Origin of the sequence: Nostoc sp., from assembly GCF_036917555.1 — a bacterium.
In the GTDB taxonomy this organism is placed as follows: domain Bacteria; phylum Cyanobacteriota; class Cyanobacteriia; order Cyanobacteriales; family Nostocaceae; genus Nostoc.
Genome location: NZ_JBALDD010000015.1, coordinates 213,591 through 240,123, shown reverse-complemented (window position 1 = coordinate 240,123; position 26,533 = coordinate 213,591). Strand labels below are relative to the sequence as shown.

Annotated in this window: 27 protein-coding genes and 1 pseudogene; 15 read left to right on the top strand and 13 right to left on the bottom strand. The window is 43.1% G+C overall.

Translation table 11 applies throughout. The features are described from left to right. Positions 1–45: 45 nt before the first annotated feature. Complete coding sequence (locus V7K60_RS06215; protein ID WP_334923935.1) at positions 46–1,782, top strand: diflavin flavoprotein; 1,737 nt, start codon at positions 46–48, stop codon at positions 1,780–1,782. A gap of 162 nt (positions 1,783–1,944) precedes the next feature. Here V7K60_RS06215 and V7K60_RS06210 read toward each other — a convergent pair whose 3' ends face one another. Next, positions 1,945–2,088, bottom strand: coding sequence for a hypothetical protein (locus V7K60_RS06210; protein ID WP_334923824.1), 144 nt, complete (start codon positions 2,086–2,088; stop codon positions 1,945–1,947). A gap of 60 nt (positions 2,089–2,148) precedes the next feature. Here V7K60_RS06210 and V7K60_RS35130 point away from each other — a divergent pair. Continuing rightward, positions 2,149–2,607: pseudogene (locus tag V7K60_RS35130) on the top strand (GNAT family N-acetyltransferase); the annotation flags it as partial. 274 nt (positions 2,608–2,881) lie between these two features. Here the strand turns inward: V7K60_RS35130 and V7K60_RS35125 are convergent. Together V7K60_RS35125 and V7K60_RS06200 are read right to left on the bottom strand one after the other, a co-directional pair. Further along, positions 2,882–3,004 (bottom strand): hypothetical protein, encoded by a 123-nt coding sequence (locus V7K60_RS35125; protein ID WP_442944346.1) that lies wholly within the window; start codon positions 3,002–3,004, stop codon positions 2,882–2,884. 141 nt (positions 3,005–3,145) lie between these two features. Beyond that, a complete protein-coding gene (locus V7K60_RS06200; RefSeq protein WP_334923821.1) occupies positions 3,146–3,322 on the bottom strand; it encodes a hypothetical protein in 177 nt (58 codons plus the stop codon). Between the two features lie 307 nt (positions 3,323–3,629). Between V7K60_RS06200 and V7K60_RS06195 the strand changes: the two genes are divergently transcribed. The 8 genes from V7K60_RS06195 to V7K60_RS06160 all read left to right on the top strand — a co-directional run bounded on the left by V7K60_RS06195 (position 3,630) and on the right by V7K60_RS06160 (position 14,635). Next, positions 3,630–4,634, top strand: a complete 1,005-nt coding sequence (locus V7K60_RS06195) for an ABC transporter ATP-binding protein (protein WP_334923819.1) — start codon at positions 3,630–3,632, stop codon at positions 4,632–4,634. After that, positions 4,635–5,447, top strand: a complete 813-nt coding sequence (locus V7K60_RS06190; RefSeq protein WP_334923817.1) for an ABC transporter permease — start codon at positions 4,635–4,637, stop codon at positions 5,445–5,447. A gap of 294 nt (positions 5,448–5,741) precedes the next feature. Then, a complete protein-coding gene (locus tag V7K60_RS06185) occupies positions 5,742–7,523 on the top strand; it encodes a GldG family protein (RefSeq protein ID WP_334923815.1) in 1,782 nt (593 codons plus the stop codon). Positions 7,524–7,614: 91 nt separating this feature from the next. Then, the gene (locus V7K60_RS06180; RefSeq protein ID WP_334923814.1) at positions 7,615–8,241 is read left to right on the top strand and encodes a DUF4340 domain-containing protein; all 627 of its coding nucleotides are present in this window, start codon (positions 7,615–7,617) and stop codon (positions 8,239–8,241) included. A 26-nt stretch (positions 8,242–8,267) separates the two neighbouring features. Continuing rightward, on the top strand, positions 8,268–9,122 hold the full coding sequence (purU, locus tag V7K60_RS06175) for a formyltetrahydrofolate deformylase (protein ID WP_334923812.1): 855 nt from the start codon (positions 8,268–8,270) through the stop codon (positions 9,120–9,122). 116 nt (positions 9,123–9,238) lie between these two features. After that, complete coding sequence (locus V7K60_RS06170; protein ID WP_334923810.1) at positions 9,239–10,084, top strand: GNAT family N-acetyltransferase; 846 nt, start codon at positions 9,239–9,241, stop codon at positions 10,082–10,084. Between the two features lie 410 nt (positions 10,085–10,494). Next, positions 10,495–11,847, top strand: a complete 1,353-nt coding sequence (locus V7K60_RS06165) for a hypothetical protein (protein WP_334923808.1) — start codon at positions 10,495–10,497, stop codon at positions 11,845–11,847. Between the two features lie 499 nt (positions 11,848–12,346). Continuing rightward, on the top strand, positions 12,347–14,635 hold the full coding sequence (locus V7K60_RS06160; protein WP_334923806.1) for an FUSC family protein: 2,289 nt from the start codon (positions 12,347–12,349) through the stop codon (positions 14,633–14,635). A gap of 441 nt (positions 14,636–15,076) precedes the next feature. Here V7K60_RS06160 and V7K60_RS06155 read toward each other — a convergent pair whose 3' ends face one another. Continuing rightward, positions 15,077–15,403 carry a DUF3140 domain-containing protein gene (locus V7K60_RS06155; protein WP_334923804.1) on the bottom strand — a complete coding sequence of 109 codons (327 nt, stop codon included), beginning with the start codon at positions 15,401–15,403 and terminating at the stop codon, positions 15,077–15,079. Positions 15,404–15,412: 9 nt separating this feature from the next. Continuing rightward, entirely contained in the window at positions 15,413–15,628 is a 216-nt protein-coding gene (locus V7K60_RS06150) for a DUF2945 domain-containing protein (RefSeq protein ID WP_334923802.1), read from the bottom strand. A 223-nt stretch (positions 15,629–15,851) separates the two neighbouring features. Here V7K60_RS06150 and V7K60_RS06145 point away from each other — a divergent pair, with 223 nt between their 5' ends. Further along, positions 15,852–16,535 carry an ATP-dependent Zn protease gene (locus V7K60_RS06145; RefSeq protein ID WP_334923801.1) on the top strand — a complete coding sequence of 228 codons (684 nt, stop codon included), beginning with the start codon at positions 15,852–15,854 and terminating at the stop codon, positions 16,533–16,535. Positions 16,536–16,646: 111 nt separating this feature from the next. Here V7K60_RS06145 and V7K60_RS06140 read toward each other — a convergent pair whose 3' ends face one another. After that, positions 16,647–17,843: a glycoside hydrolase family 10 protein gene (locus tag V7K60_RS06140; RefSeq protein ID WP_334923800.1), complete on the bottom strand. Its 1,197-nt coding sequence runs from the start codon at positions 17,841–17,843 to the stop codon at positions 16,647–16,649. Positions 17,844–18,216: 373 nt separating this feature from the next. Between V7K60_RS06140 and bchI the strand changes: the two genes are divergently transcribed. Both bchI and V7K60_RS06130 read left to right on the top strand, forming a co-directional pair. Next, positions 18,217–19,341, top strand: coding sequence for a magnesium chelatase ATPase subunit I (gene bchI, locus V7K60_RS06135; protein WP_334923799.1), 1,125 nt, complete (start codon positions 18,217–18,219; stop codon positions 19,339–19,341). 175 nt (positions 19,342–19,516) lie between these two features. Further along, entirely contained in the window at positions 19,517–19,813 is a 297-nt protein-coding gene (locus tag V7K60_RS06130) for a hypothetical protein (protein ID WP_334923797.1), read from the top strand. Positions 19,814–19,853: 40 nt separating this feature from the next. On the opposite strand, the gene V7K60_RS06125 is transcribed toward V7K60_RS06130, so the two are convergent. The 3 genes from V7K60_RS06125 to V7K60_RS06115 form a co-directional block, all read right to left on the bottom strand. Continuing rightward, a complete protein-coding gene (locus tag V7K60_RS06125; protein ID WP_334923795.1) occupies positions 19,854–20,948 on the bottom strand; it encodes a nucleotidyltransferase domain-containing protein in 1,095 nt (364 codons plus the stop codon). A gap of 316 nt (positions 20,949–21,264) precedes the next feature. After that, positions 21,265–21,498 (bottom strand): Nif11-like leader peptide family natural product precursor, encoded by a 234-nt coding sequence (locus V7K60_RS06120; RefSeq protein WP_334923794.1) that lies wholly within the window; start codon positions 21,496–21,498, stop codon positions 21,265–21,267. Positions 21,499–21,761: 263 nt separating this feature from the next. Further along, positions 21,762–21,887, bottom strand: coding sequence for a hypothetical protein (locus tag V7K60_RS06115; protein ID WP_334923793.1), 126 nt, complete (start codon positions 21,885–21,887; stop codon positions 21,762–21,764). 197 nt (positions 21,888–22,084) lie between these two features. On the opposite strand from V7K60_RS06115, the gene rplU reads away from it, so the two are divergent. Beyond that, positions 22,085–22,492 (top strand): 50S ribosomal protein L21, encoded by a 408-nt coding sequence (rplU, locus tag V7K60_RS06110; RefSeq protein ID WP_334923791.1) that lies wholly within the window; start codon positions 22,085–22,087, stop codon positions 22,490–22,492. Positions 22,493–22,521: 29 nt separating this feature from the next. Continuing rightward, complete coding sequence (rpmA, locus tag V7K60_RS06105) at positions 22,522–22,818, top strand: 50S ribosomal protein L27 (RefSeq protein ID WP_104906219.1); 297 nt, start codon at positions 22,522–22,524, stop codon at positions 22,816–22,818. Positions 22,819–23,486: 668 nt separating this feature from the next. Here the strand turns inward: rpmA and V7K60_RS06100 are convergent. The 4 genes from V7K60_RS06100 to zwf form a co-directional block, all read right to left on the bottom strand. Continuing rightward, the gene (locus V7K60_RS06100) at positions 23,487–23,813 is read right to left on the bottom strand and encodes a beta/gamma crystallin-related protein (RefSeq protein WP_334821895.1); all 327 of its coding nucleotides are present in this window, start codon (positions 23,811–23,813) and stop codon (positions 23,487–23,489) included. Between the two features lie 147 nt (positions 23,814–23,960). Continuing rightward, complete coding sequence (locus V7K60_RS06095; protein WP_334923789.1) at positions 23,961–24,125, bottom strand: hypothetical protein; 165 nt, start codon at positions 24,123–24,125, stop codon at positions 23,961–23,963. A gap of 250 nt (positions 24,126–24,375) precedes the next feature. After that, on the bottom strand, positions 24,376–24,777 hold the full coding sequence (locus V7K60_RS06090) for a fasciclin domain-containing protein (protein ID WP_334923788.1): 402 nt from the start codon (positions 24,775–24,777) through the stop codon (positions 24,376–24,378). Between the two features lie 66 nt (positions 24,778–24,843). Beyond that, the gene (zwf, locus tag V7K60_RS06085) at positions 24,844–26,385 is read right to left on the bottom strand and encodes a glucose-6-phosphate dehydrogenase (protein ID WP_334923786.1); all 1,542 of its coding nucleotides are present in this window, start codon (positions 26,383–26,385) and stop codon (positions 24,844–24,846) included. Positions 26,386–26,533: the final 148 nt, after the last annotated feature.

The following is a 26,533-nucleotide window of genomic DNA, read 5'->3' as shown; positions in this document are numbered from 1 at the left end:
ATGCCCAATGCCCCATGCCCAATGCCCAAATTAACAGAGGTTATTATGTCTACTGCCACATTAACGTCCAACCATAACAGAGATGTACAAGTTGCTGAAATTGGTAAAAATACTCTGATTCTACGATCGCGGACTTGGGACAGACTAAAATTTGAGGTGGAATATTCCCGCCAACGGGGAACTACAGCGAATTCTTATCTGATTCAAGCTGATAAAAAGGCTTTAATTGACCCTCCTGGCGAATCTTTTACCGAAATTTACCTTCAGCAACTTGCACAACATTTAGACTTCACCACGCTAGATTACATTGTTCTCGGTCATGTCAACCCAAACCGCAGCGCAACTCTGCAAGTATTGCTCTCTCAAGTTCCTCAAGCTACTCTAATTTGTTCTCGCCCCGCCGCTAATGCTCTCAAAACCGCCTTTCCAGAATTGGAGTCACGTATTCAAGCGGTGCGATCAGGGGATACTCTAGATTTAGGACAAGAACATCATCTATCATTTATCACCGTACCAACTCCCCGGTGGGCGGATGGACTTTGTACTTATGATTCTGCTACAAAAATTCTCTACACAGACAAACTTTTTGGCGCTCATATTTGCGAAGATATTTTGTTTGATGAAGATTGGAAGGGATTAGATGCGGAACGTCGTTACTATTTTGAATGTCTCCATGCGCCCCAAACTAAACAAGTTGAAGTAGCCTTAGATAAATTATCAGTTTTGGGAGCCAGATGTTATGCCCCAGCACATGGCCCGGTTGTTCGTTACAGCCTTAGTCGTTTTACTTATGATTACCGTCAATGGTGTCAAGGACAAAAATCTCAAGAATTGAGCGTTGCTTTGCTCTATGCTTCTGCTTATGGAAATACAGCAACTCTGGCGAATGCGATCGCTCAAGGTTTGATCCAAAATGGAGTTAATGTAGAATCGATTAACTGTGAACTAGCCGATTCTGCGGAGATTAATCGCATTGTAGAAACCTGCGATGGCTTAATTATCGGCTCACCCACTTTAGGGGGCCATGCACCAACTCAAATTCAAACTGCTTTAGGAATAGTTCTCTCGGTGGCGGCTAAAACTAAGTTAGCAGGGGTGTTTGGTTCTTACGGTTGGAGTGGCGAGGCAATAGATTTAATAGAAAGCAAGCTTAAAGATGCTAATTATCAACTAGGGTTTGAAACAATTCGGGTGCGTTTCAGTCCAACTCCTGAAATTCTTCAGCAGTGTCAAGAAGCAGGTGCTTTCTTTGCCCAAAACTTGAAGAAAACTAAAAAACTGCGTTCTTCTCGTCAGGTTGTGACTGAAACCCATGTAGATCGTACTGAACAAGCTATGGGGCGGATCATTGGTTCTTTGTGTGTTGTGACAACTCGTGATCAAGAAACTCACAAAGGGGTGTTAACTTCTTGGGTATCGCAGGCAACTTTTAACCCGCCAGGAATTATGATTGCGATCGCTAATGAGCAGAATGCAGATTTAATGCATCATCCTGGTGATAAATTTGTGCTGAATATCCTCAAAGAAGGAAGAAATGTGCGACGCTATTTTTCTCGTCATAGCACTTTAGGAGATAATCCCTTTGCAAATCTTGACACAAAAACTGCTCTTAATGGTTGTTTGATTTTGAATGAGGCATTAGCCTATTTAGAATGTACGGTGCAAAATCAACTTGAATGTGGTGATAGATGGTTAATTTATGCTGTCATCGATGGCGGTGAAGTGTTGGAAAATGATGGTGTCACTGCTTTGGAACATCGGAAATCTGGCAGTTATTATTAACCTGACTTTTCACGGTATTTCAAAAACCTCTCTCTAAATCTCTCTCCTAAAAGGAGAGAGACTTTGAATTTTCCCCCTTCCCGCGTCGGGAAGGGGGTTAGGGGGTTAGGTTTTTCGTGGGCTTTCCTAAATAACGTGAAAAGTCAGGTACACACAAGTCTTTTAGAGTTGCAATGGCATTGTTTCGGCTGACAATGCGATTGTTTTGGCTAACAATGCGATTGTTTCGGCTGACAATGCGATTGTTTCGGCCAACAATGTGATTGTTTCGACTGACAATGCCATTGTTTTGATTGACAATGCCATTGTTTCACGGGATCTGAATAAATCTCGCACTACGTTTCTATTGCGCCTCTGATTTTTTTAATGCATCTCCCTTTAGTGGTTTACTATCTTGAAACGGCTAGTCTACCTATTATGAAAAGTACAAACTTCATTTTGCGAGAGGGAAAGGTTGAAGACGCTCAAGAGTGCGGTTTAATCTGTTACCAAGCGTTTAAGCTCCTGCATGACCAATATAATCTTCCCATAGGCTGGGCTTCTCCTGAAGCTACAATTAAGTGGTTTTCATCTCTACTTAAACATCAAAATGTTTACTCGGTTGTAGCGGAGCTAGATGGACATATTGTGGGCAGTAATTTCCTCTGGAATTATGGGGCAATTGCTGGAATTGGGCCACTATCTGTTAACCCCATAACACAAGGAAGTTCAATTGGTAGGCATCTTATGCAATACGTCTTAGATTACGCACGGCAGCAAGAGTTTGCAGGTGTCAGATTAGTGCAAGCTGCTTATAATAGTAGTTCGTTATCCTTATATACTAAACTCAGATTTCGTGTGCGAGAACCGCTTGCAGTCCTAAAAGGTACCGCACTTCAACTTGAAGTTTTAGGCTATGTGGTTCGTAAAGCAACCGCAGCAGATATCGATATCTGCAACCAACTCTGTTTTCAAGTTCATGGTCATGTTCGCCAAATCGAATTACTTGATGCAATTGAGCAGCAAACGCTTACAGTAGTTGAACATAACGGTTGCATAACAGGATATATAACTGTACTTAGCTTGGATGGACACGCAGTTGCATACAGTAATCAAGACCTCAAAGCATTACTGAGCGCTGCAACAGCAATTTCCGAATCAGGATTTCTCTTGCCAACGCGCAATACTGAGTTATTGCGCTGGTGCTTAGAGAGAGGATTGCACATAGTTCGACCAATGACATTGATGAGTATGGGACTGTACAACGAGCCAGTAGGCGCATTTTTACCTTCAATATTCTATTAAATTGCCTGTTGACGCAACTACTAAACTAAGTCAGCACATTTGTAACAATGGTCAACAGAGTGCAAACGCTACAAGTGCATTAAATTTTTATATACAAATAACGATCGCATTCCTGCCTCTGGTGCAAAGTGCGATGCCTACGGTGGTCACTGAGCTTTGTCGTACCACTTCGTGGAAGCAAGGCAGCGTCTGGTAGAGAAGTGCGGGCTGCGCGCATCCCGAAATAGCCTATTTCCGTTTTGAGTTTTAACCCCATAGCGCTTCTCGTTTGCGTGAGGTACACCGTAGGGGCACAGCACTGCCGTGCCCCTACACCCTGCAATATAATGTTGTACCGCATCTGAATGGGAACCGCTATATTTTCGCGTTGATCCCTCAAATAACATAGTATTCTCACGGAAGCAGAAGCTTCCAAGAAGAATTACATTTCTATTCTCCTGAGATGAAGCTCAATTTTCAGGAACTTTACCCGTTGTCGGCTAATCTTAGTGCCAGTCCCCCATACCCAATATCGTGATCTAAGATTGTTGGGTATTCTATAAATTGCGATCGCCACTATACGGATGATTGAAGTTGAACATCTGAGTAAAATATACGGCTCCACCCCAGCGATTACTGATGTCACCTTTAGCGTCGAGCCTGGGGAAATTTTAGGGTTGTTGGGTCCCAATGGCGCTGGTAAAACCACAACAATGCGGATTCTGGCTGGTTATTTACCAGCAACCAATGGTAATGCCCGGATTGCTGGTTATGATGTCCATGAAAATTCTCTGGCTGTGCGCCAACGGATTGGTTATTTACCGGAAACACCGCCGTTGTATCCAGACATGACGGTGGAGAGCTTTTTGCATTTTGTCGCCCGAATTAAGGGAGTATCAGCAGGCGATCGCCCCAACAAGGTAACAGCCGCCATCGAACGCTGCAATTTAGAAGAGAAGCGGCGGGTGATTATCCGCAAACTCTCCAAAGGATACCGCCAAAGGGTAGGAATTGCTCAAGCGATCGTTCACGATCCACCAGCGATCATTTTGGATGAACCCACCGTTGGACTTGATCCCCGGCAAATAATTGAGGTGCGGAATTTAATTAAAAGTCTCGCTGGTACTCACACAATTATTCTTTCCACGCATATTCTGCCAGAAGTGAGTATGACTTGTAGCCGCGTTGCCATCATCAATCGCGGCAAAGTTGTGGCAACTAATACACCAGAAAACCTGATGACTCAGTTGACAGGTGGTTCCGGGTATGAATTGGAAATAGAAGGAGAAGCCGCTCTAGCGAAACAGGTATTGCAAAAAGTTGCGGGTGTGAGTCTGATAGAATCAATTCCCACAGCCGGAGGTCATCAGCCCCAGGAAAATCGCGCTTATCTGCGGGTGATATCGCAACCCGGAAAAGAACCAGGACGCGATATTGCTACAACATTAGTGCGTGCAGGATTCGGTTTACATGAACTGCGGCGGGTTAACGCTACCTTAGAAGATGTATTCTTGCAACTGACCACAGAAGAAAAGAATTTCGATCCTGAGGTAGACTTAGCAGCAGATAACGAAGGAGAGGCAGCGTAAATGGGTATAGTGCTGAGTAATATTATTGCCATTTATCGCCGAGAGTTACAGAGTTATTTTGTATCACCTTTAGCTTATGCGATCGCAGGCATATTTTGGTTCATCGCCGGGTTATTCTTCGTGATGATTTTGCTAGGGCCAGATGGCATTTTGGTTGGAGTCGCGGCAATAGATGCACAAGGTCAACAACTAGGAGTACCAGTACCGCCGATAGATGTCCCCTACGAATTTGTCCGAGCATTTTTGGATCGTATGGGATGGCTATTGTTGTTTATCCTACCAATACTCTCAATGGGACTCTATGCCGAAGAACGGAAGCGGGGCACTTTAGAACTATTAGCCACCTCACCAATCACCAATTGGGCGGTAGCTGTAGGTAAATTATTAGGTGTGATCACATTTTTTACCACGATGGTTGTACCCATGCTAGTGTTGGAAGCGATCGCCATCAGCGGCTCAAATCCACCAATGACACCCTCAATTCCCTTGCTCGGTCATTTTGGATTAATTTTACTAGCAGCGGCAATTTTATCTGTAGGAATGTTTATTTCTTCATTAACAGACAGCACAATTTTGTCTGCCGTTTTTACCTTTGCAGTAATTTTATTATTGTTATTGATTGATTTAATCGCCAAAATTGTCCCTGGCCCTGTAGGCGAAGCTTTAGGTTATCTATCGTTGCTGAAACATTACAACACTTTAATCCAAGGCATTTTGGATACTAGCGCTTTAATTTTATTTGCCAGTTACATTTTTTTGGGCATCTTTCTCACAGCTCAATCAATTGATGCACTGCGTTTTCAAAGGCAATAGTTATATAAGTTATGAGTTAACCCTTCGGCTTCGCTCAGGGTTAAAGCCGAGCGGAGTCGAGGCTTTAAAAGTTAGGAGTGAGGAGTTGAAGAAGAATCCAGAATACAGAATACAGAATTCAGAACAAGAAAGTGGGAGACTTAAACCCGTTTATTCAGATGCTCTCTATGAGAGAGACGCTGCGCTATCCACCAGTCATACGTAATTAAATTAATTCTGAATTATGGCTCCTGACTCCTGAATTGTGTTTTGTTAAAACTCCAAACTCCTAACTCCTCACTTCAGTCTAATAATATGAAGATAGTTGCAAAAAAGAAACTGTGGAAATATCTGTTTTGGTTGGGCCCATTCCTAATTACTGTCGGCTTAACAGTTGGATTAGTCTCTGAACAGTGGGGATTAATTCCATTAGCATTTATAATTACAGGAATTGTTATTAGTGGATTGGGCATAATATGGCAAAGCTATCAGAGTAACTGGTGGAACCGTCGTTCTACCCAAGCTGGGACTAATGCCCTAGTGGCGACTTTAGCAGTATTAGCAATTTTAGGATTCATTAACTTTTTGGGAACTCGCTATCACTTGCGGACAGACTTAACAGAGGCTCAATTATTTACCCTTGCACCCCAGTCACGTGAATTAGTAAGGGTTTTACCACAGCCAGTTAAAGTGTGGGTGTTTGATATTAACCAAAATCCCCAAGACCGAGAACTGCTAGAAAATTATCAGCGCCAAAGCTCAAAATTTAAATATGAGTATATCGATCCCCAAGCTAGACCAGGACTTGCAGAAAAGTTTGGCGTCAAAGATTATGGAGAAGTTTACCTAGAATCTGGTGATAAACGGCAATTAGTACAGACAGTAAATGAAAATGAGCGCCTGTCAGAAATCAGATTAACTAGTCGCCTGCAACAACTAACAAATTCAACCACAGCCAAAGTTTACTTACTCCAAGGTCATGGTGAACGCCAACTTTCGGCTGGTAAAGGTGCAATATCACAAGCAGTTCAGGGATTAGGTGATAAAAACTTTACAACATCACCGTTGAATTTAGGAGAAACTTCCAAAGTTCCTCAAGATGCGGCTGTCGTAATAGTAGCTGGTCCCAAACGAGGACTGTTTGAGGGTGAAGTCAAAGCTTTGCAAGAATATCTTAATCGCGGTGGTAACTTACTGCTGATGATTGATCCTAATACCGATCCCAAACTTAACAGCTTGCTACAAGAGTGGGGTGTTCGTCTGGATAATCGTTTAGCAGTAGATATTTCTGGGGAAAGCGTCGTGGGACTTGGCCCTGCCGCACCCTTAGTTACAGAATATGGACAACATCCGATTACCAAAGATTTCGGTAACGGTAATTCTTTTTATCCAATTGCCCGACCACTGGAAATTACCTCTGTGCCTAGTGTTCAAGCTACTCCACTGCTACGAACCAAACCCTACCCCAACAGTTGGGCAGAAAGCGACCTCCAAAGCGAAAAATTGGAGTTTAATGCAGATAAAGACCTGAAAGGGCCTTTAACCTTGGGTGTTGCCTTAACAAGAAAACAAACACCCAAATCTATTTCCACTCCCCAAGCTGCACCGACACCTTCACCCCTGCCATCACCAACCACTCAAAGCAAGACTAGCCCCACTCCTTTCCCCTCTCCCAACACTCCGCAAGCGTTACCTCTACCATCACCAACTACTCAAAGTAAGACTAGCCCTACTCCTTCCCCTTCCCCCAAGACTCTGCAAGCGTTACCCCTACCATCACCAACCAGTCAAGGGAAAGCTTCGCCCACTCCCTCATCTCAAACAGCCACCGAGTCCCGTTTAGTAGTTTTAGGAAATTCCGATTTCGCCACTGATGGTTTGTTTCAACAGCAACTAAATGGAGATGTATTCCTCAACTCAGTTACTTGGCTGAGTCAACAGGATCAGCAACCCCTTTCCATTCGTCCCAAAGAACCGAAAAACCGTCGGATAACCCTGACAACCACACAAGCCAATCTTTTAATATTGTCATCTCTGTTGCTTTTACCCTTAATTGGGTTTGCGATCGCAATTATTATTTGGTGGAAACGACGGTAAGAAGTGAGTTAGGAGTTAGGAGTTATAAATATTAACTCTTCACTAATTCCCCATGCCCAATGCCCAATGCCCCATGCCCAATGATTAAAAAATGAAATTGCCGAGAACGACTTTAATTTTGATACTGCTAACGCTGGGTTTAGGTGGTTTTGTTTACTTCTATGAAATTCGGGGTGCAACTCAGCGCGAAGAAATCAAGGAGCAAAAGCAGAAAATTTTCTCTTTTAGAGAAGATGATGTGCAGTCTTTAACAGTCAATACAAACAAAATCACTCTTAATCTGAAACGTAACCCTGAATCTTCTAGTAAACCCAAGTGGTTAATAAAATCTCCAATATCGGGACCAGCAAATGACGCTATTGTTTCTTATTTAATGGATTTGTTAGTCAAAGGTAATAGCGAGCGCACTTTATCAACTCCAGTAAAACAGCTTAGAGAATTTGCCTTAGATCCACCCCAAGCAACTATTAATATTACCCTGAAAAACCGACAAAGCCATCAGTTTATTTTGGGTAAATCTAACTTTAATGGTCGTTTATTATATGCTCAAGCTGACCCTGCTGCGAAACCTGATGGTAATATAAATGTGCTGTTGGTATCTACAGATTTTGCAAATGCTGTAAATCGGGAACTATCAGAGTGGAAGCAACCTGTAGATAATAGTCAGAAACTACCTCCGCTCACCATCCCTAAGCCAACTCCGACAAACAGCAAATAATTAATTCCAAATCTGGCGCTATTACCATGACAAATCCTACAGCAACATTGCTGATTTCCTGCCCCGATCAACGAGGACTGGTGGCGAAATTTGCCAATTTCATTTATTCTAACGGTGGTAATATTATCCATGCAGATCAGCACACAGATTTTGCTGCTGGGTTATTCCTTACCCGCATTGAATGGCAGTTGGAGGGATTCAATTTACCGCGAGAGTTTATTGCGCCTGCATTTAATGCAATTGCTCAACCTTTAAGCGCTAAGTGGGAAATACGTTTTTCTGATACAGTACCATGCATTGCTATTTGGGTAAGTCGGCAAGACCATTGTCTATTTGACTTAATTTGGCGACAACGCGCTAAAGAATTTATTGCTGAAATTCCTTTAATTATTAGTAACCATTCTAATTTAAAGGTAGTGGCAGAGCAATTTAATATCGACTTCCACCATATTCCTATCAATAAAGATAATAAATCAGAACAAGAAGCCCAACAACTAGAATTACTCCGCCAGTACAAAATAGATTTAGTTGTATTAGCGAAATATATGCAGATTGTTAGTGCAAATTTTATCAGTCAATTTCCGCAAATTATTAATATTCATCATTCATTTTTACCAGCTTTTATCGGTGCAAATCCATATCACCGAGCTTTTGAACGTGGTGTGAAAATTATTGGTGCAACGGCGCATTATGCCACTGCTGATTTAGATGCAGGCCCAATTATTGAACAGGATGTAGTGCGAGTTAGTCACCGTGATGAAGTCGATGATTTGGTGAGAAAAGGCAAAGATTTGGAGAGAGTTGTATTAGCAAGAGCGGTGCGATCGCACTTACAAAATCGTGTATTAGTATATGGGAATAGAACAGTAGTCTTTGAGTGATTTTATATCTGAAGGAATGTAATTGTACGAAAGATGAGTATAAAAATATTAAGAGTTATCGCTGGGTTTGCGAAGGCGAAGTTAAATAGTTAACAGCCTGATAGTAAGAAGATATTATGATCCCTGACAACTTCATCGTCCGCAAAATGAACAGGTCGGAAATTGATTTGGCGATTACTTGGGCAGCAAGCGAAGGTTGGAATCCAGGAAGGTATGATGCTGAATCTTTTTATCAAACTGACAAGAACGGTTTTTTCTTAGGCGAGTTGAATGGTGAGCCGATGGGGTGCATTTCTGCTGTTGCTTACGATCAACACTTTAGTATTCTAGGTTTTTACATTGTGAAACCCCAATTTCGTGGGCGGGGGTTGGGTATGAAAATTTGGAAGACAGCAATTGACTATCTAGGTGCTGACCGTAACATCGGTTTGGATGGTGTACTAGCTCAACAAGATAACTACAAAAAGTCTGGCTTCCAAATCGCTTATAACCATATTCGTTATCAAGGGGTGGGTGGCGGTGTTGTGCCTGCTGGTATTGTCGAACTCAAAACAGTGCCTTTTGAAGAATTGGTCGCTTACGATTGCCAACTTTTTCCTTCTAAGCGTTCAGTATTTCTGCGACATTGGATTGAACAGCCTGAAAGTACTGCTTTCGGGTTTCTCAAAAATGGATATCTTGTTGGTTACGGAGTTATCCGGTCTGCTTATACAGGTTTTCGGATTGGGCCACTGTTTGCTAATGACGAAGAGATTGCTGAAGCATTATTTCAAGCATTGCTTGCAGTAAATCCTCATGCTCCAGTGTTTTTTGATGTGCCGGATGCAAATGTACAAGCGATTAACTTAGTTCAACGTTACCAATTGCAGCCAGTCTCTCAAACTGCTCGGATGTACACTAAAGAAATTCCTAGTTTACCTATTAATCGCGTCTTTGCTGTGACAAGTTTGGAACTAGGTTAGAAATAGATAAACAATGTGTTTAGACCCCTAATATACAATACTACAAATATTTACGCCGTTCTACTTAAGTGTTTTAGTTGGCTAAAACTAACTCTGTTTCATTTTTAGATTTTTCTCTCACCTTAAAATAGTAATAAAGATTACCAACAGTTAGGTCTGATGCCTGTTGTAAATTGGATGTAACTAATGTTTTATAACTAGTAATTACAGCTTGTTCACTAATATAAAATTCGTACTCTCGACGTAGCTCAACTCAAATAGAAATAACAACTGGTCACGAAGCGAATAGAAATGAGATTTTTCGGCTAAACTCTCATATAGTAATTGTTCTGGCGGTTCTGCTACACTGAAAAATCTCGCGAAAATTTCGGCGCAGCTTTTGTAGGATGAGATTAGACGGTGAGGAAAATATGAAACTGGTGAATTTGATAAATTGCGCTGCTTGGCTGCTCTTTGCCGCGACCTTTGTAGTTGTCGGTCAGGAAAGCGCCGCCGATCCGGGATTCGATTTTAAAGGTCGCCTGCTCGTCTCGGTGTCGGACGCAGATATGGTTCCTTCGGCGTATATTGACGGCAATCTCGGTGCGGTGGACGGGGCGGACGCGCTTTCGGTCATTCGCCTGGACAGACCGGTGCGCGAACTCAAAGCGATCGAAATTCCTGCCAGCAATTCGGTCACGGGTCCTCCCTCGGCTCTCGCTGTCACGCCCAACGGCAAATACGCCGTCGTCATCGAAACACTCGGACAGCGCACGGCAGGCAGGTCAGATCAAAAGCTCAAAGACCTTCCTTTAGGGCGCACAATCACAGTCGTTGACTTGTCCAACCCCGACCGTCCGCGCGTCAGTCAGCAAATCGAAGGCTTTCGGCAGCTGATAGCGGTGGCGATCAACTACAACGGTACGCTCGTCGCCGTTTCATACAGACCGGGTGGCGACGGCAAAATGACACCGCTCGCCGTTTACCGTTTCCAAAATGGCAAACTGAGTGCGCCGCTCGTGCCGCAGATTCCTGGCTGGACGGCGGGCGATTCGCTATCGCACGTCGAGTTTCACCCGACAGAGAACATTCTCGCGCTGGTCAACGAGACAAAGCCGACTCTCTCATTCGTTCGAGTAAGCGATAACGGAAGCGGCATCACGCTCGCGCCTTGGGGCAATACGATTCAGATAGAATTCAATCCGTTTCAGATGCGTTTTACTCCGAACGGACGCTGCGCCATCATCAACTCGGCTTACACTGGAGCTGCCATCACCGGTCCTGGCTCGTATTTCTTTTCGCCGCGCGGCTCGGTGCAGAGCATCCGACTCGCGGCGGATACAGCGGCGGACGGTGCGCCTATTCACCGGATGATTGCGCGAGCCAGCACGGGTTTTATCCCTGAAGGCTTAAACATCAGTCCCGACGGACGATGGATCGTGACGACCAATCTTGAAAACAGCACGTTTGCCCCAAACGATCCGCGTCAAGAATTCTTCTCGTCGCTGACGCTGCTGCGGCTCGATTCCGAAAACGGTTTCTTAAACCGCATCGGCGATTTCGCGTTCGACGGCGTATTGCCAGAAACACCAGTGTTCGACAACTCCAGTCGCTATCTTGCCGTCACTAACTTCACCGATTTCGACCAACAGCAAAAGGGTGGTTCGATAGATTTTTGGCGGCTCGTTGAAAGCCGCACCGAGCCGCAGCGCGTCGAACTGGTCAAGACAAATTACTCCGTTCCGGTCACGCGCGGGGTGCACACGATGAAGATTGTTCGTTGAAGCCTTAATCTATTGCTCAGTAGAAAGCGGTTCTCTCAGCTTGCTCCTGACGATGGTGAATTGATGAAGATGATACACTCACCCAAAAAACATTAAAGAAAAAGCAGGGTTAGCAAAATTTGCAGAATCACAAGATAAAATAACAGAGCAAATAAACTAATATATTAGTTCAATTTTTGAAAGCAAAATTTAATCGTTTTCTGCTGTAATCGCACAAGCAATCGCACTTTACGAAAATCTTCTTGAACAGCAGGAAAAAGCTCACAACGAAACTCTGGAACAACGTGAGGCACAAAAGATGTGGATTTACCAAAAGTGCCAAGAACTTGAGCAAGTACAGAATGGGTTGGAAGTCATTCACAGTAAATGTACCAGCAATAGCAAAAATTAAGCAACTCAATGACTTGAAAAGACATATTATAGACATCCTCCACGCTGTTATATCTGGCTAAAATGCTGTAAGAAGCGATCGCGCTTTGTTATAGTCGCCAGTCTCATAATGTCATTTACAGATAAACGTCCTCTGGGTTGGTTGTTACAGCAGTTTCAACTCCAGCCAGGTAAACCCGCCCTCTCCTCTGGATTGCGTAGCCTTTTTATACTGGGTGTTCCAATTGGAATTGGAATCATTACAGGTCATGCTGCTGAAAGTGCGATCGCCACTATGGCAGCTTGGTTCGTTGGGATGGTAAATGTTGACGGAGCCTACCGTCAGCGAGCGATTGCGATGATCGCAGCTACGATTGGAGTAACTGTGATGTTCCTAATCGCAAGTCTGGTTAGCAGTCATCTCTGGTTAGCTGTCCCGACGACATTCTTGGTAATATTTATCACAGGTTTAGCAAATCTCTATGGCAACGTGGCTGCATCTGTCAGCTTGATTACTTCGATTATGTTTGTGATTGCGCTGGCTAGATTCGCTTCATTTTCTAATTTGCCTACTCTGATTCAACACTGTGGGCTATGTCTGGCTGGTGGAACATGGACAACTGTCCTGTCATTAGGACTGTGGGTAGTGCGTCCTTATGTACCTGCAATGCAGATAGTCGCTAACTGTTATTTCTCATTAAGCAATTTTGTAGACTTGGCAGGTCACAGAGCATTAAATCCAAAGGATCGTCAGGAGTGGGAACAGCGATTTTTGCAAGCTCAGGATACAGTTATTCAGAACTTGACATCTGCCCGTAGCGTCTGGACAACTATCTGGACTAGGCAAAGAGGAGCTAACCTGCGGGGAAATCAGTTACTCGTATTAATTGAGGATATAAATCAAATTGTCAATTCTGTTGTCGCACTGAACGAACTGTTAGCGATCGCATCCGAACATCAATTATTTTCTCGGTTACAGCCAGAAATTCAGCAAGTTATGCAACAGTTGGCAATTGCTCTGCAAATGTTATCAGAAGCGATCGCTAAAGGAAAAAGCTCACCTCACTTAGGGGATCTGGATCGAAGTATTGAAGCATTAGAACACCAAAGACAAGTTCTGCGCTCTCAAGTCCTCAATCAAACCATCACTGCTCAGACAGATGAATATTCCGATCTAGTTAACCTTGGGAAGATTACAGCCAGTCTGACAAAGCTGGCAGAGCAAATTCATACTGATGCAGAGATTGTTACAGATTTAAGCCAAGGAAAACTGCGTAACAGCATTGCCCAGCGAGATATTTCCCCCCCAGCCCAACCAGAGTCTTCTACAATTATTGATACGCTGCGAAATAATTTCACTTTTGATTCAGTCCTCTTTCGTCATGCGTTGCGTCTGGCACTAATAACAACGTTTGCGGAATTACTTGCCTCGCTATTCCAACTACCTAGAGGCTACTGGATAACGCTCACAGCTTTAGTTGCACTTAAACCTAACTTTGGCGGAACGTCACAGACAACAGTCCAAAGAGTCATCGGTACTATTTTAGGTGGAATTATCGGTATTGCTCTGATTTTACTAGTTAAGAATCAATTGGCGATCGCAGTTTGTTTCTTGGTGCTTGTGTTTGTTGCGATGTCAGTGCGACCGTTAAGCTACAGTATATTCACAATACTACTCACTCCCGCCATCATATTGCTACTCAACATTATTAGTGCAGGTGGCTGGCAGGTTGGAGTATTGCGGATCTTCGATAGCTTTGCTGGGGGTGCCTTAGCACTGCTTGGTAGCTATTTGCTTTTCCCTCGTTGGGAACGACAGCAACTTCCTGCACAACTGGAAAAGACAATTCGAGCTAATCTTGCTTACTTTCAACAGGTAATAGCTAACTATCTCCATCCAGAACATAATGCGTTTGCTGATTCTATCAATATGCTACGCCACCAAGCAGCACTAGAAAACGTCAACGCTAACGCTGCAGCTCAACGATTGTTCAGCGAACCTCGTCACATTCAGGGAGAAATTGAACCTGTAATGACGCTGATGACATATATTCGTGGCTTTTTCAGTTCGGTAACAACTTTGGCAGAACATCTGTGGGAATTTAGCGGCGAGTACCAATTTACTGAACTTAAGCGACTTGCCGATACCATTGTCCAAGTTTTGGAAAACTTAGCAGATGCCCTTGGGCAGGGACAGCCACCCCAACCATTACCAGCGCTAGATAGCTATCTCGAAGCAATTCACAACCAAATCCAACAGCTACATACTGCTCGGTTATCAGAAATTGCTACTAATTCCAACACTTTAACTCCCACATTACAAGCCGTTCAAGAACAAACTCCGCTCTCCACAGAACTGGAGCGAATTGTTAATGAAATTAAAGTTATGCACTGTGTAATTGCTCGTCTGCAAGAATAATTTTCTTTTCACGCTGGTGCTGCGTTCCGCGCACCACGCGAGCGAGTGTTAACCTCTTGATTTTTTGTGAGTCTACGATCGCAGCTACCAGTTTGGCAGGATCGGCTGGTTTTGCTATATGGAGTTAAAATCCGGCTGTAAAAACCTGTTTTTGTGTGGTTTCTGCGGCGTAAACACTTAGTACAGCATTTCATTAATTCGTAGCGAATTAATGAAAGGCAATACGTTGCAATGCCAATGCATCCCCCTGTAATGTTAATGCGTCCCCCTCCAATGCCAATGCATCCCTCTGCAATGCCAATGCATCCCTCTGCAATGCTAATGCATCCCTCTGCAATGCTAATGCATCCCCCTACATTAAAAATGCTATGCTTTTACGCAAAACTGTACTTAGGGCGATCGCAGGAATTTGCCCACCTAAATGGCGGGCTATAAGGTACTTTACTTGAATGGATCGTGTCCCCAATTTTTCAAAGAATAGCACCAGCGTGTGTGTTCCAAATCACCCGATGGCTTTTGTGCAATATGACGATGGACGTAACTAATAACTTTCTTCATGTGCAAAAAGTCATCGTTGGTATAATCATCCTTACTCTGCAATAGCTGGATGATACGCCGTCCAGATTTATGGCCGATTGACTCATCGTCGCCATCCTTTTGCCCGACAGTTTGTGACTCATCCGTATCTAGCCAAGACTCTAGTTCCTTAGGTGTCATATTGACAACTTGATGAAACTCGTTAATCACCGCTTTAACATCTTTACTCATGACTAAGCATTACTCCTCTACTTTCTTAAGAGCATCAGGCTTGTGAGCAGCTTGTTTTCCTGTCTGATCACTTTCAACTAAGTACTCAGGGTTATCTTCACTTGCAGCAATATGGTGTTCTTTAATATCTGTAGGTGAAGTGAGCTTCTTTATTACTTTGCCAGTTGTCTTGCCTTGTGAAGTGTTCCATTCAACGCGATCGCCTTTTTTAAATTGTTCAGCCACATTCATCTCCTGTTTGATATTTTATACCTACTAAGGTCACATTATGTCTGCGACTTGAAAAGCAGCCATCATTCTAGTGATAGAGAAAACATCCGTTATTAAGCCAGTAATTTAATTAGGTGTAAGATGAAAAAATTAGGCGATCGCTACAACTAGTTTGATACAAAAGCTGTGCGCTCGCCTCATAATGTAGAAAGATTAAGCTGCATTCAAAAAACTCTCAATGAGCCAAACTAGCCTAAATTTAGTTGCAATATCTATCTTTCTCATAACCCTATCGGTACTGCTAGGGCCATTCTTCAACTTATCACCGGCAGTACCAGCACTTGCTACCTTTACCATCTTAGGCATAGCGACATTAGATAGCTTCAGCCTGCAAGGCAAGGGTGGTACTATCTTTGTAGATTGGATTGCTGGTTTTTCAAAAGAACACCGCGATCGCATCGTCCACCATGAAGCAGGGCATTTTTTGGTTGCTTACCTGTTGGGTATTCCTGTTACCGGCTACACACTCAGCGCTTGGGAAGCCTGGAAACAGGGGCAACCTGGCCAAGGCGGCGTTAGCTTTGATGATGGCGAATTAGCATCTCAATTAGAAGTGGGTAAAATCAGCGCCCAAATGCTAGACCGCTACTCCACTGTTTGGATGGCGGGTATTGCTGCTGAAACCCTAGTTTTTAATAATGCTGAGGGTGGAACTGATGATAAAAGCAAGCTGATAGGAGTCTTGACAATGTTAGGCTTTTCTGAATCAGTTTATCAGCAGAAACTGCGGTTTCATGCTCTCCAGGCAAAAACTCTACTGCAAGAAAATTGGTCTAGCTACGAGACTTTAGTTAGTGCCATGCGACAACGCACTTCGGTAGAAGATTGCCATGCTGAGTTAGGAGTAGGGAATGGGAAGTAGGAAGTTATATCAAGCTAGTAATGAAGAGTTTGTAATAAGCACTTTAGTGCTTAACAAATAAGGACTAAAGTCCTTACTACGAACTCATTAACATCATCTTAAACAGAAATATCATTCAACTCTGGCGCGGAGTGCAGGAGATGGAAAAAGATTTTCAAATCCAGCTTGTCGCTCAGTTAAAGATTCTAGAGCATCGTTCCAAAGACTTTCATAATAAAAGAAGGTTACGCCTAGACCGCGTTCTTGGGCAGCCCGCACCTGAGACTTAATTTGCTGCATAGGAACTGGGTTATTTCGTAACCCTGTCATAATGCCAACTCCAGTTGGAATTTTTTGTTGTGCTTCTTGAATTTCTGCGCGGGAAATATTTGCCACAAAACCTTTTAGATCGGGACGATAATTTTGCACAATTAACTCGTCCACAATATTTTGCCGTATCCAACTCAGCCAATCTTGCAAGTGAAACTTGTAAGCAAAATCATAGTAATTAGGAGAAACAGAGAAAATCGCCTGGGGTTTTCTCTGCTTGACAGCTTGGTTAAGTTTTACCATGAACGCTGTAATTTTATCTGCCCGCCACTTTACCCATGCCGCATCTTGGGGATTATTTGGGGGAGGATTCTTTGTTTCTTTGGTGTACAAAGCAACTGTATATTGGTCGTAGCCAAACTCGTGGGGCAAACTCATGTGATCGTCAAACTGAATGCCATCGGCATCATATTGGGTAACAGTTTCCAGCACAAGATTGGTGATGAACTGTTGCACCTGTGGAAGGAACGGATTGAGCCACATCACCTCACCAGCTGCACTGTTTGAAGTTTGGCTACCATCCCGCTTTTGTGTGAACCAATCTGGGTAATTCATTGCTAGTTCTGACGTTGGGGGAGCCATGAAACCAAACTCAAACCAGGGAATCACCAGCAATCCTTGGTGATGAGCTTGAGTAATCAGGTCTGCGAAAATATCATGTCCATCTGAACCTTTGTAGACAAAAGGTTGAATACCTGCACGTTGTGCTAGGGCACTAGGATACATCACATAGCCAGAATTCCACACCACAGGATAGATTGTGTTGAAGTTCATCCGTCGTAATTGACTCACCGCATCCTGTACTTTATCTCGATTCTTGAGGGTGTCAAAATCATTAGTGGTCATCCAAACCCCGCGAATTTCCTGACGGGGTAACTGTGCGATGGCAGGGGTGAAACTGTCCACCAACAATATAGTAACAAACGATATTAAAATAAGAATCGGAAAAAGAGACTTGAGTAGTCGCCGCCAACTTTGAACAATAAAAGATGATTTCATAAATTTGAATGATGCATTAACTACCCACACATGCCATTGCTAGTTTTTATAATTGAATCTACTAACCATATAGTTTACAAGTATTTATGCTTACTACAGGATTGATTAGTTGGTAGTTGTTCGTTCCCTGCTTATGGAACTTTTGCACCAGAAAAACTAAAGCAGACAAATTAAGATAGTTGACGCAGCTAATAAGCATTTGTGCCCAATAGATATTGGTATGGGGTATTGGGTACAAGAGGCAGAGGTGCAAAGGTGCGGAGGGAAAAAAACTTCTCCTCTGCTCCTCTGCCCCCGATCTTCACATTCCCCCACGCCCCACCTGTGTCACAATAAAGAACTGTAATAAGAAAAATATTGTTAAGGTAATTTAGTGAGTCCAACTGCTCAATCCACGGCAAGTGCGCGTCGCGTAGTATTTCCTTTTACGGCAATTGTGGGCCAGGAAGAAATGAAACTGGCGCTGCTATTGAACGTGATTGACCCCAAAATCGGGGGTGTAATGATTATGGGCGATCGCGGCACCGGTAAATCCACAACTATCCGGGCGCTGGCGGATCTGCTACCAGAAATTTCTGTGGTTGCTAATGACCCCTTCAGTAGCGATCCTAGCGACCCCGACTTGATGAGCGATGAAGTCCGCCAACTGTTAGAACAAGGGGCGGAAATTCCCGTAGCTCACAAAAAAGTCCAAATGGTAGACCTGCCGCTAGGAGCTACAGAAGACCGAGTTTGTGGCACAATCGACATCGAGAAAGCTTTATCTGAAGGTGTCAAAGCTTTTGAACCGGGACTGCTGGCAAAGGCTAACCGAGGCATTCTCTACGTGGATGAAGTCAACTTACTAGATGACCACCTTGTAGACGTGTTACTCGACTCCGCTGCCAGTGGATGGAACACTGTAGAACGGGAAGGTATTTCTATCCGTCACCCAGCGCGTTTCGTGCTTGTGGGTTCTGGGAACCCCGAAGAAGGCGAACTACGCCCCCAACTACTCGATCGCTTTGGGATGCACGCTGAAATTCACACAGTCAAAGAACCAGCCTTGCGGGTGCAAATCGTGGAACAACGGGCGGATTTTGACCAAAATCCGCCAGTATTTCTCGAAAACTACAAACCCCAGCAAGAAGCATTGCAAGAGCAAATTGTCAATGCTCAACAGCTTTTGCCAGAAGTGAAAATTGACTACGATTTGCGGGTGAAAATTTCTGAAGTCTGTTCAGAATTGGATGTGGATGGTTTGCGGGGTGACATTGTTAGTAACCGCGCCGCCAAAGCCTTAACAGCTTATGAAGGACGCACTGAAGTTACAGTTGATGATATCCATCGCGTAATTACGCTATGCTTGCGTCACAGACTGCGGAAAGACCCTTTAGAATCGATTGATTCTGGCTATAAAGTCGCCAAAGTTTTTAGCCGCGTCTTTGGCATCGAACTACTAGAAAGTGATACTGCACAAAAAAACGGCACAGGTCAAAAATTAGGGGCCAGGGCTTAAAAGTTAAGAGCGGAGCCGGAAACGCTCCGCCTCTGGTGAAGAGTTAAGAGTTAAAAGTTTTGAATGAAAAGCTGCTTCATAACTAACAACTTTAATTCCTCATTCAGCACTTAGCACTAAGTATCTAACTCACAACTAACAACTTTAATTCCTCATTCAAAATTCAACACTAACTATGAGAATTTGGTCTTTTTGGTTCAACAGCTTTGTTCTATCTAGCCAATACAACCCGCCCAGGTTTGTAGAATTATTGATGCTCTTATTAGCGATCGCGATGCTGGCAATAGCCAGTATTTTCCCCGACATGCCCTATTTAATCTTAGGCTTGAGCTTAGTAGTGGGGGCATCTATTTCTATCTTAGTGCGGGAAGCGATCGCCCCCTCACCCCAAAGACGAATTACTCAATTAACAGCATCCCTATTACTGATCATCAGCCTCTATGGCTTTGCTGACTTAATGTACACTCTTTAAAATTAGTCATTTGTCCTTTGTTAGTTGTAAGCACCAATGACTAATGATTCCATTTTTGCATTTCCACCAATTCCATACACAACTCATTAATTTGCTCCAAATCAGGTTTATGAGGTAGGGCAGATTGTTCGCAAACAATTTCCATTTCGGCGACCAAATCTTCTGCCATTTTCATCACTTTTTCATAAGAATACTCACCTTTTAAAATAGCTTTTAAATCCTCAACATCACCAGCTATTCTCCTATCTACAATTACTTCACCTCGCTGCAATATTTCTACTCCGCTGCGTAACAATCTAATGCAGTGCATCCCATGTTTGAGGTCAAAACCCGACTTTCTTTCCATTTCTGCCCTAGCTGGATTTCTATTCTCTTGCCAAGATAAGTAAGCCTTCCATTCTCTTAAAGCTATTTGATAGCTTTGGCTTTTCTGAAGCAGACGAATAAAATCTTTATGGCTATTGGTTAACTTTTGGGTATATTCCAAAGTTTCATCGGGTAAAGTATATTGTTTTAACACTCCTTTAAAATCAATATCTGCTGTCAGCAATTGATATAATTGTTCCGCTTCTTCCAAAAACTCAATCCGTCCTCTGATTAAGTTATAAAGATATTCTAGAAAAGCATTTAGCTCATCTTTGCTGAGGGGTGTTTCGTCTTCTATGGCGAAGTCAGATGGTATTGGTTTTTTTTGCGGTGGCTTTAACAACCACTTTCGATGAGTTTCCATCTTTTTGATTTGGGCAAAGGCATAACCAGTGTAAGTATGTTTTACCTTCTTGCTCAAAAATAACTGTTTATAATCAATTAAATTCTGTCCGACTGCACTTAAAAAAGGATAGTTATTTAACCAGAGCAATTCTAAAACATTGGGATTTGCACCCGCTAATAACTGGAGGATTTTTCTTAATTCATATATAACTGTGTCTTTGTTACCATCAACGAATGGAAATATTCCTGGTTCATCCCAACCAGTATCTTTTTGTTCTATCCGATCAAATCCCAAGTAGTACCTTTTGGGTGCGATAAATACTCCCCGGTAATCAAAGTCGGAATCAGGACGATTTAAACCATAACCGTGGCTACCAGCCAAACCAATTAAAATAGTTCTTTGCTCAACTTCTATTCTTTTCATATCACCTGATTAAAATATAGTCATCCTAACTCATGAGTTAAGCAGGTGGCGAGATGGAGAGTAGAGAAAGGGTTTTTAACTATCTTCAAATATTGCATAGATACTGTCACAGCATAAATAAAGCTAACGAGCAATACATAACAGCCCTACTTAATTATTCGCAAACAATAAAATCCCCGACTTCTCTAAGAAATCAGGGATCTAAGCCTTGGTTTAACAGGAATGCCCTTAAAGGAGATGATGCAACGGTATCCCCTTGAGGAGCAAAACTTGTCAATTCAGTTATTCCTATACTTTCGGTTTCCTATAACAGGAATTATCTAGGATAAATGTGGCGTCTATTCCCCCATCCTGGATTGAGAATGGCGGCTAAATCTTCTTCAGATAATTTGCTGATCTCACTGTCTAGTTCACTGGTAGTGAAATCATAGCCACGCTCTTGAGCAATTTTGATGAAGGCTTCTGGATCAGCTGTTGCTTTGAGTCTTTCCTGTAACGCTTGATCTTGTTTTATCGCTTGAAAAAGTCGGGCAGCATTTTGCTGTGTCATGACAATCAATCTCCTGTTTGAAATATCAGGTTTGAATGTACTAATTTAACTTCTGAGGATTCACTAACTTTTGCAAAGAATTTCTAAATTAGGCATCTTAATATTTGATCTTAAAACAAAGAAGAAAAATATGTTGATTTTGATAAAAAAATATAACTTTTAAGCTAATACTAATGTAATGTTACTTTTTTGTAAAATTCAGCCCTAAGATAGTAGCAATTTCTATCTAAAAAGTATTGGTTTTGACTTATTGTAAATGCAATTTACATTAGTGCGGGTGGGTGATATCTACGACAGGCTATTCGGCGTCGCCCATGACAACTGTTGACTAATTCCTCCCCACTGTTAAAAAATGAGCGATCGCACAGAGTAATTAGCTGATTTTTCATTTTCAGGCTGACCAGACAGCAATGCCAAACCTGAAAATCCTGTTAGAGCTTGACTTGACGCCTATCAATAAAATAGTATGTTAGATTGTCTGTCTAATTCCTGCTCGGATCAGGTAGACATATTACAAAGGCTGGCAAAAGCATCTCTATAGGAGATAAAAACCAGCTACCTGTACGGCAACCTCAAGGACAATTCCATGACCTACGCGATTATTGAAACTGGTGGCAAACAAATACGAGTAGAGCCAGGGCGGTTTTACGACATTGAACTGCTTGCGATCGAACCAGATGAAAAAGTTACAATAGATTCCGTATTACTCGTGCAGCACGATGGCGAAGTCACCATTGGACAGCCATTAGTAACAGGTGCAACTGTAGAAGGGACTATACTGCGACATTACAGAGGTCGTAAAGTCCTGGTATACAAAATGAAGCCAAAAAAGAAAACCCGCAAAAAGCGGGGGCATCGTCAGGAAATTACCAGACTTATGATTGACTCCATCACCCTTAACGGTGCAGTGTTTGCTGCCCAAGGAGAAGCGGAGAAGGAAACCCCTGTTATAGATGAGACTCCTGCTGAAGAAGTTGAAACCGCTGCTGAATAATAAAAGAAGTAGATACACAAGAGGAAATCATGGCTCATAAGAAAGGAACAGGTAGTACACGCAACGGTCGTGATTCTAATGCCCAACGTCTGGGTGTTAAGCGTTATGGTGGTCAAGTTGTACGTGCAGGAAACATTCTCGTGCGTCAACGTGGTACTAAATTCCACCCTGGTAACAACGTCGGTATTGGTAGCGATGACACATTGTTTGCCTTAATCGACGGTGTTGTGACGTTTGAGAGAAAGGGCAAAACTCGTAAAAAAGTTAGTGTTTATTCACCTGTAGCCGCTGCTGAGGCAGCTCCTGCTGAGGCGGTAGCAAGTTAGAGTATAAGGGTGGGTAACAGTTGCCCACCCTAATCGCTAGTTAGCGTTGATATGATAATCAGATTTGCACAAATATTCACAGCAGTTACTTAACTTTTAACCCTTATTTACTCTAAAAAATAAGTTCCTAACTCTTTTATTCTCTCTACCCAACCTTTCATCTCATCAGCGATTTTATACTTCCATTGAAGTTGAAGTACTTCTCTAGTATGAAAATCATCAAATATAACTTTGTCTTTGTTTTCAAAGACTGGCGCCAGAAATTGTACCTGAGCAGCCTGATTAACTCCAGTTCGTCGTCTCGGTTGCTGTTACTGTTGGTCATGGTGTACCTTTGGCTGTGAGGATGAGATCGCGTCTGGGGATTTTTGGCAAGTCGCTTACTCCTGAGCTAGTCTTCTGGTGTGCTTGCTATAAGCTTTCCAGGCTTAACAATCTAAAATTTTTCCTTTGTTAAAACTAAGCCTAAATCGTTGATATTTAAACCAGTGGGCACGACAAGTGCCGACTCTAAAAGTTATTTATGTCGGCACTTGCGAAACGCTACTTAGGCTTTTTTGCAGCTTCTCTAGCATTAGGGCGATGACACCGAGCGTGAATTACTACAATCGATGGCTGCGGGTTTTGCATTATAGAGTACTGCTTCAATTTTCCCAGAATCAAGCACTCTAAGATGCGATTAATTTCAAGGATGAGATTGTGTCATTGGTTATCCCAAAGTTTTCAACCCAAGGATAGGAGCCTGGTCCTAAATCTTTGTAAGAACCTCTGTAATTTGCATCTGCATAGAAACGCCACGTTCCTCCTGTAATAATAATTGAGGAAGTTTCATCGTTAAAATCACTCCCAACGTATGGACGGCTTCGGGTTGCACTGAATCCCTTACCACCATAATTGATGTCTTGACGAAGTAATACTTGAGCTCCACCCTGAATGGTACTAGCTTCTTCAAAGGAAAGCTCTACAAAAAGGGGATTTATGTCAAAAATTTTCATGTTTTACTCCTTTGGTTAAGGAAATGGTTGTTACTACAGTTAGTAGATAGTTGTAATGATCTGTCCGCAACTGCTTATACTCTTTAAAAAAATCAGAGATTTTCGGAAACTTAACAAAAGTTGATTGAGGATACCGTTGGCGAAATATTACTGAATAAAAAGTTCCACACTTTTTTCACCGAAATAAATCCTGGGACGGGAGCATTGGCAATCTCGGTCTTTGGGACGATATGCAAATCGAGCCACTAGCTCAGATTGTGCGCTTCCTTCACTAACAGGGAGCGATCGCAACAAAGTGGAGTGAATCGTCAAGGTTTGAGATGGCGACGCTGCGATCGCAATTGACTTGTGTTTAACCGCAGATGTTGTATATCTATTGACGATTCATTGGAAATATTTAACTATTTAAATCCAATTATCAGCAACAAATATACAACATTAACTACTCAATCTGAATAAGCATATTTGGTTTGGGTGATTTTGATTGCCAACAAAGGCAAAAAATCAAATGCTCATTTGATCTGAATTACAAATTTCAATGAAAGCAAGTATCTGAACAAAGTTATTCAGGGAATAATACATTATCAATAACATGGATGACACCATTGTCAGCTTCCACATCCGAAGTCACAATGTAAGCATCATTCACCTTAATATTATTCTCAGCATTAACTTTGATATCTTTTCCCTGGGTTGTTGTTAGCTTTTGCGACTGAACTAAATCAGCCGCATTAATCTTGCCAGAAACCACATGGTACTCTAAAACCTTTCTTAACTTAATCACATCCTGTAGTAGTTCTTCTACGGCTCCTGATGGAAGCTTGGAAAAGGCTTCGTCTGTTGGGGCAAAGACAGTAAATGGCCCATCTCCCTTAAGTGCAGTATCAAGACCAGCGGTAGTAATAGCTGTTACCAAGGTGTTGAAAGAACCTGCATTAATTGCAGTATCTATAATATCTGGCATCTGATGTCACCTCAATTGTGTGAAAACTTGATGTTAAGAGATTTAGCACATAAGTGTATGTTTAGACTATAGGTCAATCCTCTGCCACTGCCGACCATCGCGCACCAATAAATCATCTGCTGCCGATGGTCCCCATGAGCCTGGTGCGTAGTTGGGAAAGTTTTTAGGTGACGTCGTGGTTGCCCAAGCCTCCAGAATGGGGGTGACGACGCTCCAGCCCAGCTCTACGTTGTCCGATCGCTGAAACAAAGTCGCATCACCGATCATGCAGTCGTATAGCAAGGTTTCATAGCCAGTACTCTGGATCTTGCCAAAGTAGTCAGTGTAGCAAAAGTCCATTTCCACTGCATCCATTGCCATCGCGGGGCCAGGCACCTTTGCACCAAATTGGAGGTGAATTCCTTCCTCTGGTTGGATGCGGATGGTCAAGAAATTAGGCGTGAGACGCTCAATGGAGGTTTGGCGAAATAATAGTGAAGGTACTTGCTTAAACTGAATTGCAATTTCAGTCACACGTTTAGCCAAACGTTTGCCTGTTCGTAGATAAAACGGCACCCCTGCCCAGCGCCAGTTGTCGATGTTCAGCTTTAAGGCAGCATAAGTTTCAGTGTTAGAGTCTGACGCAACTCGTGGCTCTGAGCGATAAGCAGGCATTTGGGTATCCTTCACTGTTCCTGCACCATACTGTCCCCGTACACTATCAGTTTGCACAGTTTCAGCAGAGAGCGGCACGATCGACTTCAATAGTTTTGACTTTTCATCACGCACCTCATCGGCTGAAAACGAGACTGGCGGTTCCATCGCCGTCATTGCTAGCAGTTGAAACAGATGGTTTTGCACCATGTCACGCACTGCGCCTGTGCCTTCATAGAAGTTGCCTCTGCCTTCGACTCCAACCGTTTCGGCTACAGTAATCTGCACGTGATCGATATGTTCACGATTCCAAATCGGTTCAAACAAGCCATTACCAAACCGAAATACCAGAATGTTTTGTACAGTCTCTTTGCCCAGGTAGTGATCGATGCGGTAAATCTGTTTTTCCTCAAGGACAGCACCAATGGATTTATTCAGGGCACGAGCCGAGTCCAAGTCGTGCCCAAACGGTTTCTCGATGATAACTCGCCGCCAGCGATCGCTGTCTTCACGCACTAATCCGGCTGCACCAAGCTGCGTAATGATGTCGCAAAAGAAGTTAGAGCCAGTTGCCAGATAAAACAAATAGTTTCCCTGAGTGCCACAGTCTCGATCGATTTGAGTGAGTAAGTCTTGCAACTGATGGTAAGTGTCAGGCTCCTGAAACTCACCGGCAAGATAGTACAGTCGCTGCTCAAGCGGTTGCCAAAGCTCATCGTCTACGGGAACCGTTGCGAACTCATGAATGTCTTGGGCGAGTTTGCTACGAAAATCGTCCTGACTCATTGAAGTGTGTGCGACTCCAACGATCGCAAATTCCTGCGGTAGCAAATTGCTTTGTTTGAGGTTGTAGAGGGCAGGAAGCAGCAGACGCTTGGTTAAATCTCCTGCTGCTCCAAAGATAATGATCGCACAGGGTTCTGCCGGACGGATTGAGGCTTCAACAGGAACCTGGGGCGTGGTGGCAGCTGTCATGATAAAATCTCCGCATGTTCTTCAAGATGTCCACAAAACTATAGCGCATTGCAGATAGTAGTTTATCTGGAAACATCGCGGTGACTTAAAAGCATTGCAAGTCAGCCAGAACCCCAAGCGCAAGAACTACGCATGGCATCGGCTAGTT

Bases quoted from the DNA above. Each gene is read 5' to 3' on its own strand.
- V7K60_RS06170 (WP_334923810.1), top strand. From the start codon at position 9,239: ATGATCCCTGACAACTTCATCGTCCGCAAAATGAACAGGTCGGAAATT.
- V7K60_RS06200 (WP_334923821.1), bottom strand. From the start codon at position 3,322: ATGGGGTTAAAACTCAAAACGGAAATAGGCTATTTCGGGATGCGCGCA.
- rpmA (WP_104906219.1), top strand. From the start codon at position 22,522: ATGGCTCATAAGAAAGGAACAGGTAGTACACGCAACGGTCGTGATTCT.
- V7K60_RS06120 (WP_334923794.1), bottom strand. From the start codon at position 21,498: ATGACACAGCAAAATGCTGCCCGACTTTTTCAAGCGATAAAACAAGAT.
- V7K60_RS06100 (WP_334821895.1), bottom strand. From the start codon at position 23,813: ATGAAAATTTTTGACATAAATCCCCTTTTTGTAGAGCTTTCCTTTGAA.
- V7K60_RS06195 (WP_334923819.1), top strand. From the start codon at position 3,630: ATGATTGAAGTTGAACATCTGAGTAAAATATACGGCTCCACCCCAGCG.
- V7K60_RS06140 (WP_334923800.1), bottom strand. From the start codon at position 17,843: ATGAAATCATCTTTTATTGTTCAAAGTTGGCGGCGACTACTCAAGTCT.
- V7K60_RS06130 (WP_334923797.1), top strand. From the start codon at position 19,517: ATGAGAATTTGGTCTTTTTGGTTCAACAGCTTTGTTCTATCTAGCCAA.
- V7K60_RS06125 (WP_334923795.1), bottom strand. From the start codon at position 20,948: ATGAAAAGAATAGAAGTTGAGCAAAGAACTATTTTAATTGGTTTGGCT.
- V7K60_RS06090 (WP_334923788.1), bottom strand. From the start codon at position 24,777: ATGCCAGATATTATAGATACTGCAATTAATGCAGGTTCTTTCAACACC.
- V7K60_RS06155 (WP_334923804.1), bottom strand. From the start codon at position 15,403: ATGAGTAAAGATGTTAAAGCGGTGATTAACGAGTTTCATCAAGTTGTC.
- V7K60_RS06215 (WP_334923935.1), top strand. From the start codon at position 46: ATGTCTACTGCCACATTAACGTCCAACCATAACAGAGATGTACAAGTT.
- V7K60_RS35125 (WP_442944346.1), bottom strand. From the start codon at position 3,004: ATGTCATTGGTCGAACTATGTGCAATCCTCTCTCTAAGCACCAGCGCA.
- purU (WP_334923812.1), top strand. From the start codon at position 8,268: ATGACAAATCCTACAGCAACATTGCTGATTTCCTGCCCCGATCAACGA.
- V7K60_RS06190 (WP_334923817.1), top strand. From the start codon at position 4,635: ATGGGTATAGTGCTGAGTAATATTATTGCCATTTATCGCCGAGAGTTA.
- V7K60_RS06115 (WP_334923793.1), bottom strand. From the start codon at position 21,887: ATGAAAAATCAGCTAATTACTCTGTGCGATCGCTCATTTTTTAACAGT.
- V7K60_RS06180 (WP_334923814.1), top strand. From the start codon at position 7,615: ATGAAATTGCCGAGAACGACTTTAATTTTGATACTGCTAACGCTGGGT.
- V7K60_RS06145 (WP_334923801.1), top strand. From the start codon at position 15,852: ATGAGCCAAACTAGCCTAAATTTAGTTGCAATATCTATCTTTCTCATA.
- rplU (WP_334923791.1), top strand. From the start codon at position 22,085: ATGACCTACGCGATTATTGAAACTGGTGGCAAACAAATACGAGTAGAG.
- V7K60_RS06165 (WP_334923808.1), top strand. From the start codon at position 10,495: ATGAAACTGGTGAATTTGATAAATTGCGCTGCTTGGCTGCTCTTTGCC.
- V7K60_RS06160 (WP_334923806.1), top strand. From the start codon at position 12,347: ATGTCATTTACAGATAAACGTCCTCTGGGTTGGTTGTTACAGCAGTTT.
- zwf (WP_334923786.1), bottom strand. From the start codon at position 26,385: ATGACAGCTGCCACCACGCCCCAGGTTCCTGTTGAAGCCTCAATCCGT.
- V7K60_RS06185 (WP_334923815.1), top strand. From the start codon at position 5,742: ATGAAGATAGTTGCAAAAAAGAAACTGTGGAAATATCTGTTTTGGTTG.
- V7K60_RS06210 (WP_334923824.1), bottom strand. From the start codon at position 2,088: ATGGCATTGTCAATCAAAACAATGGCATTGTCAGTCGAAACAATCACA.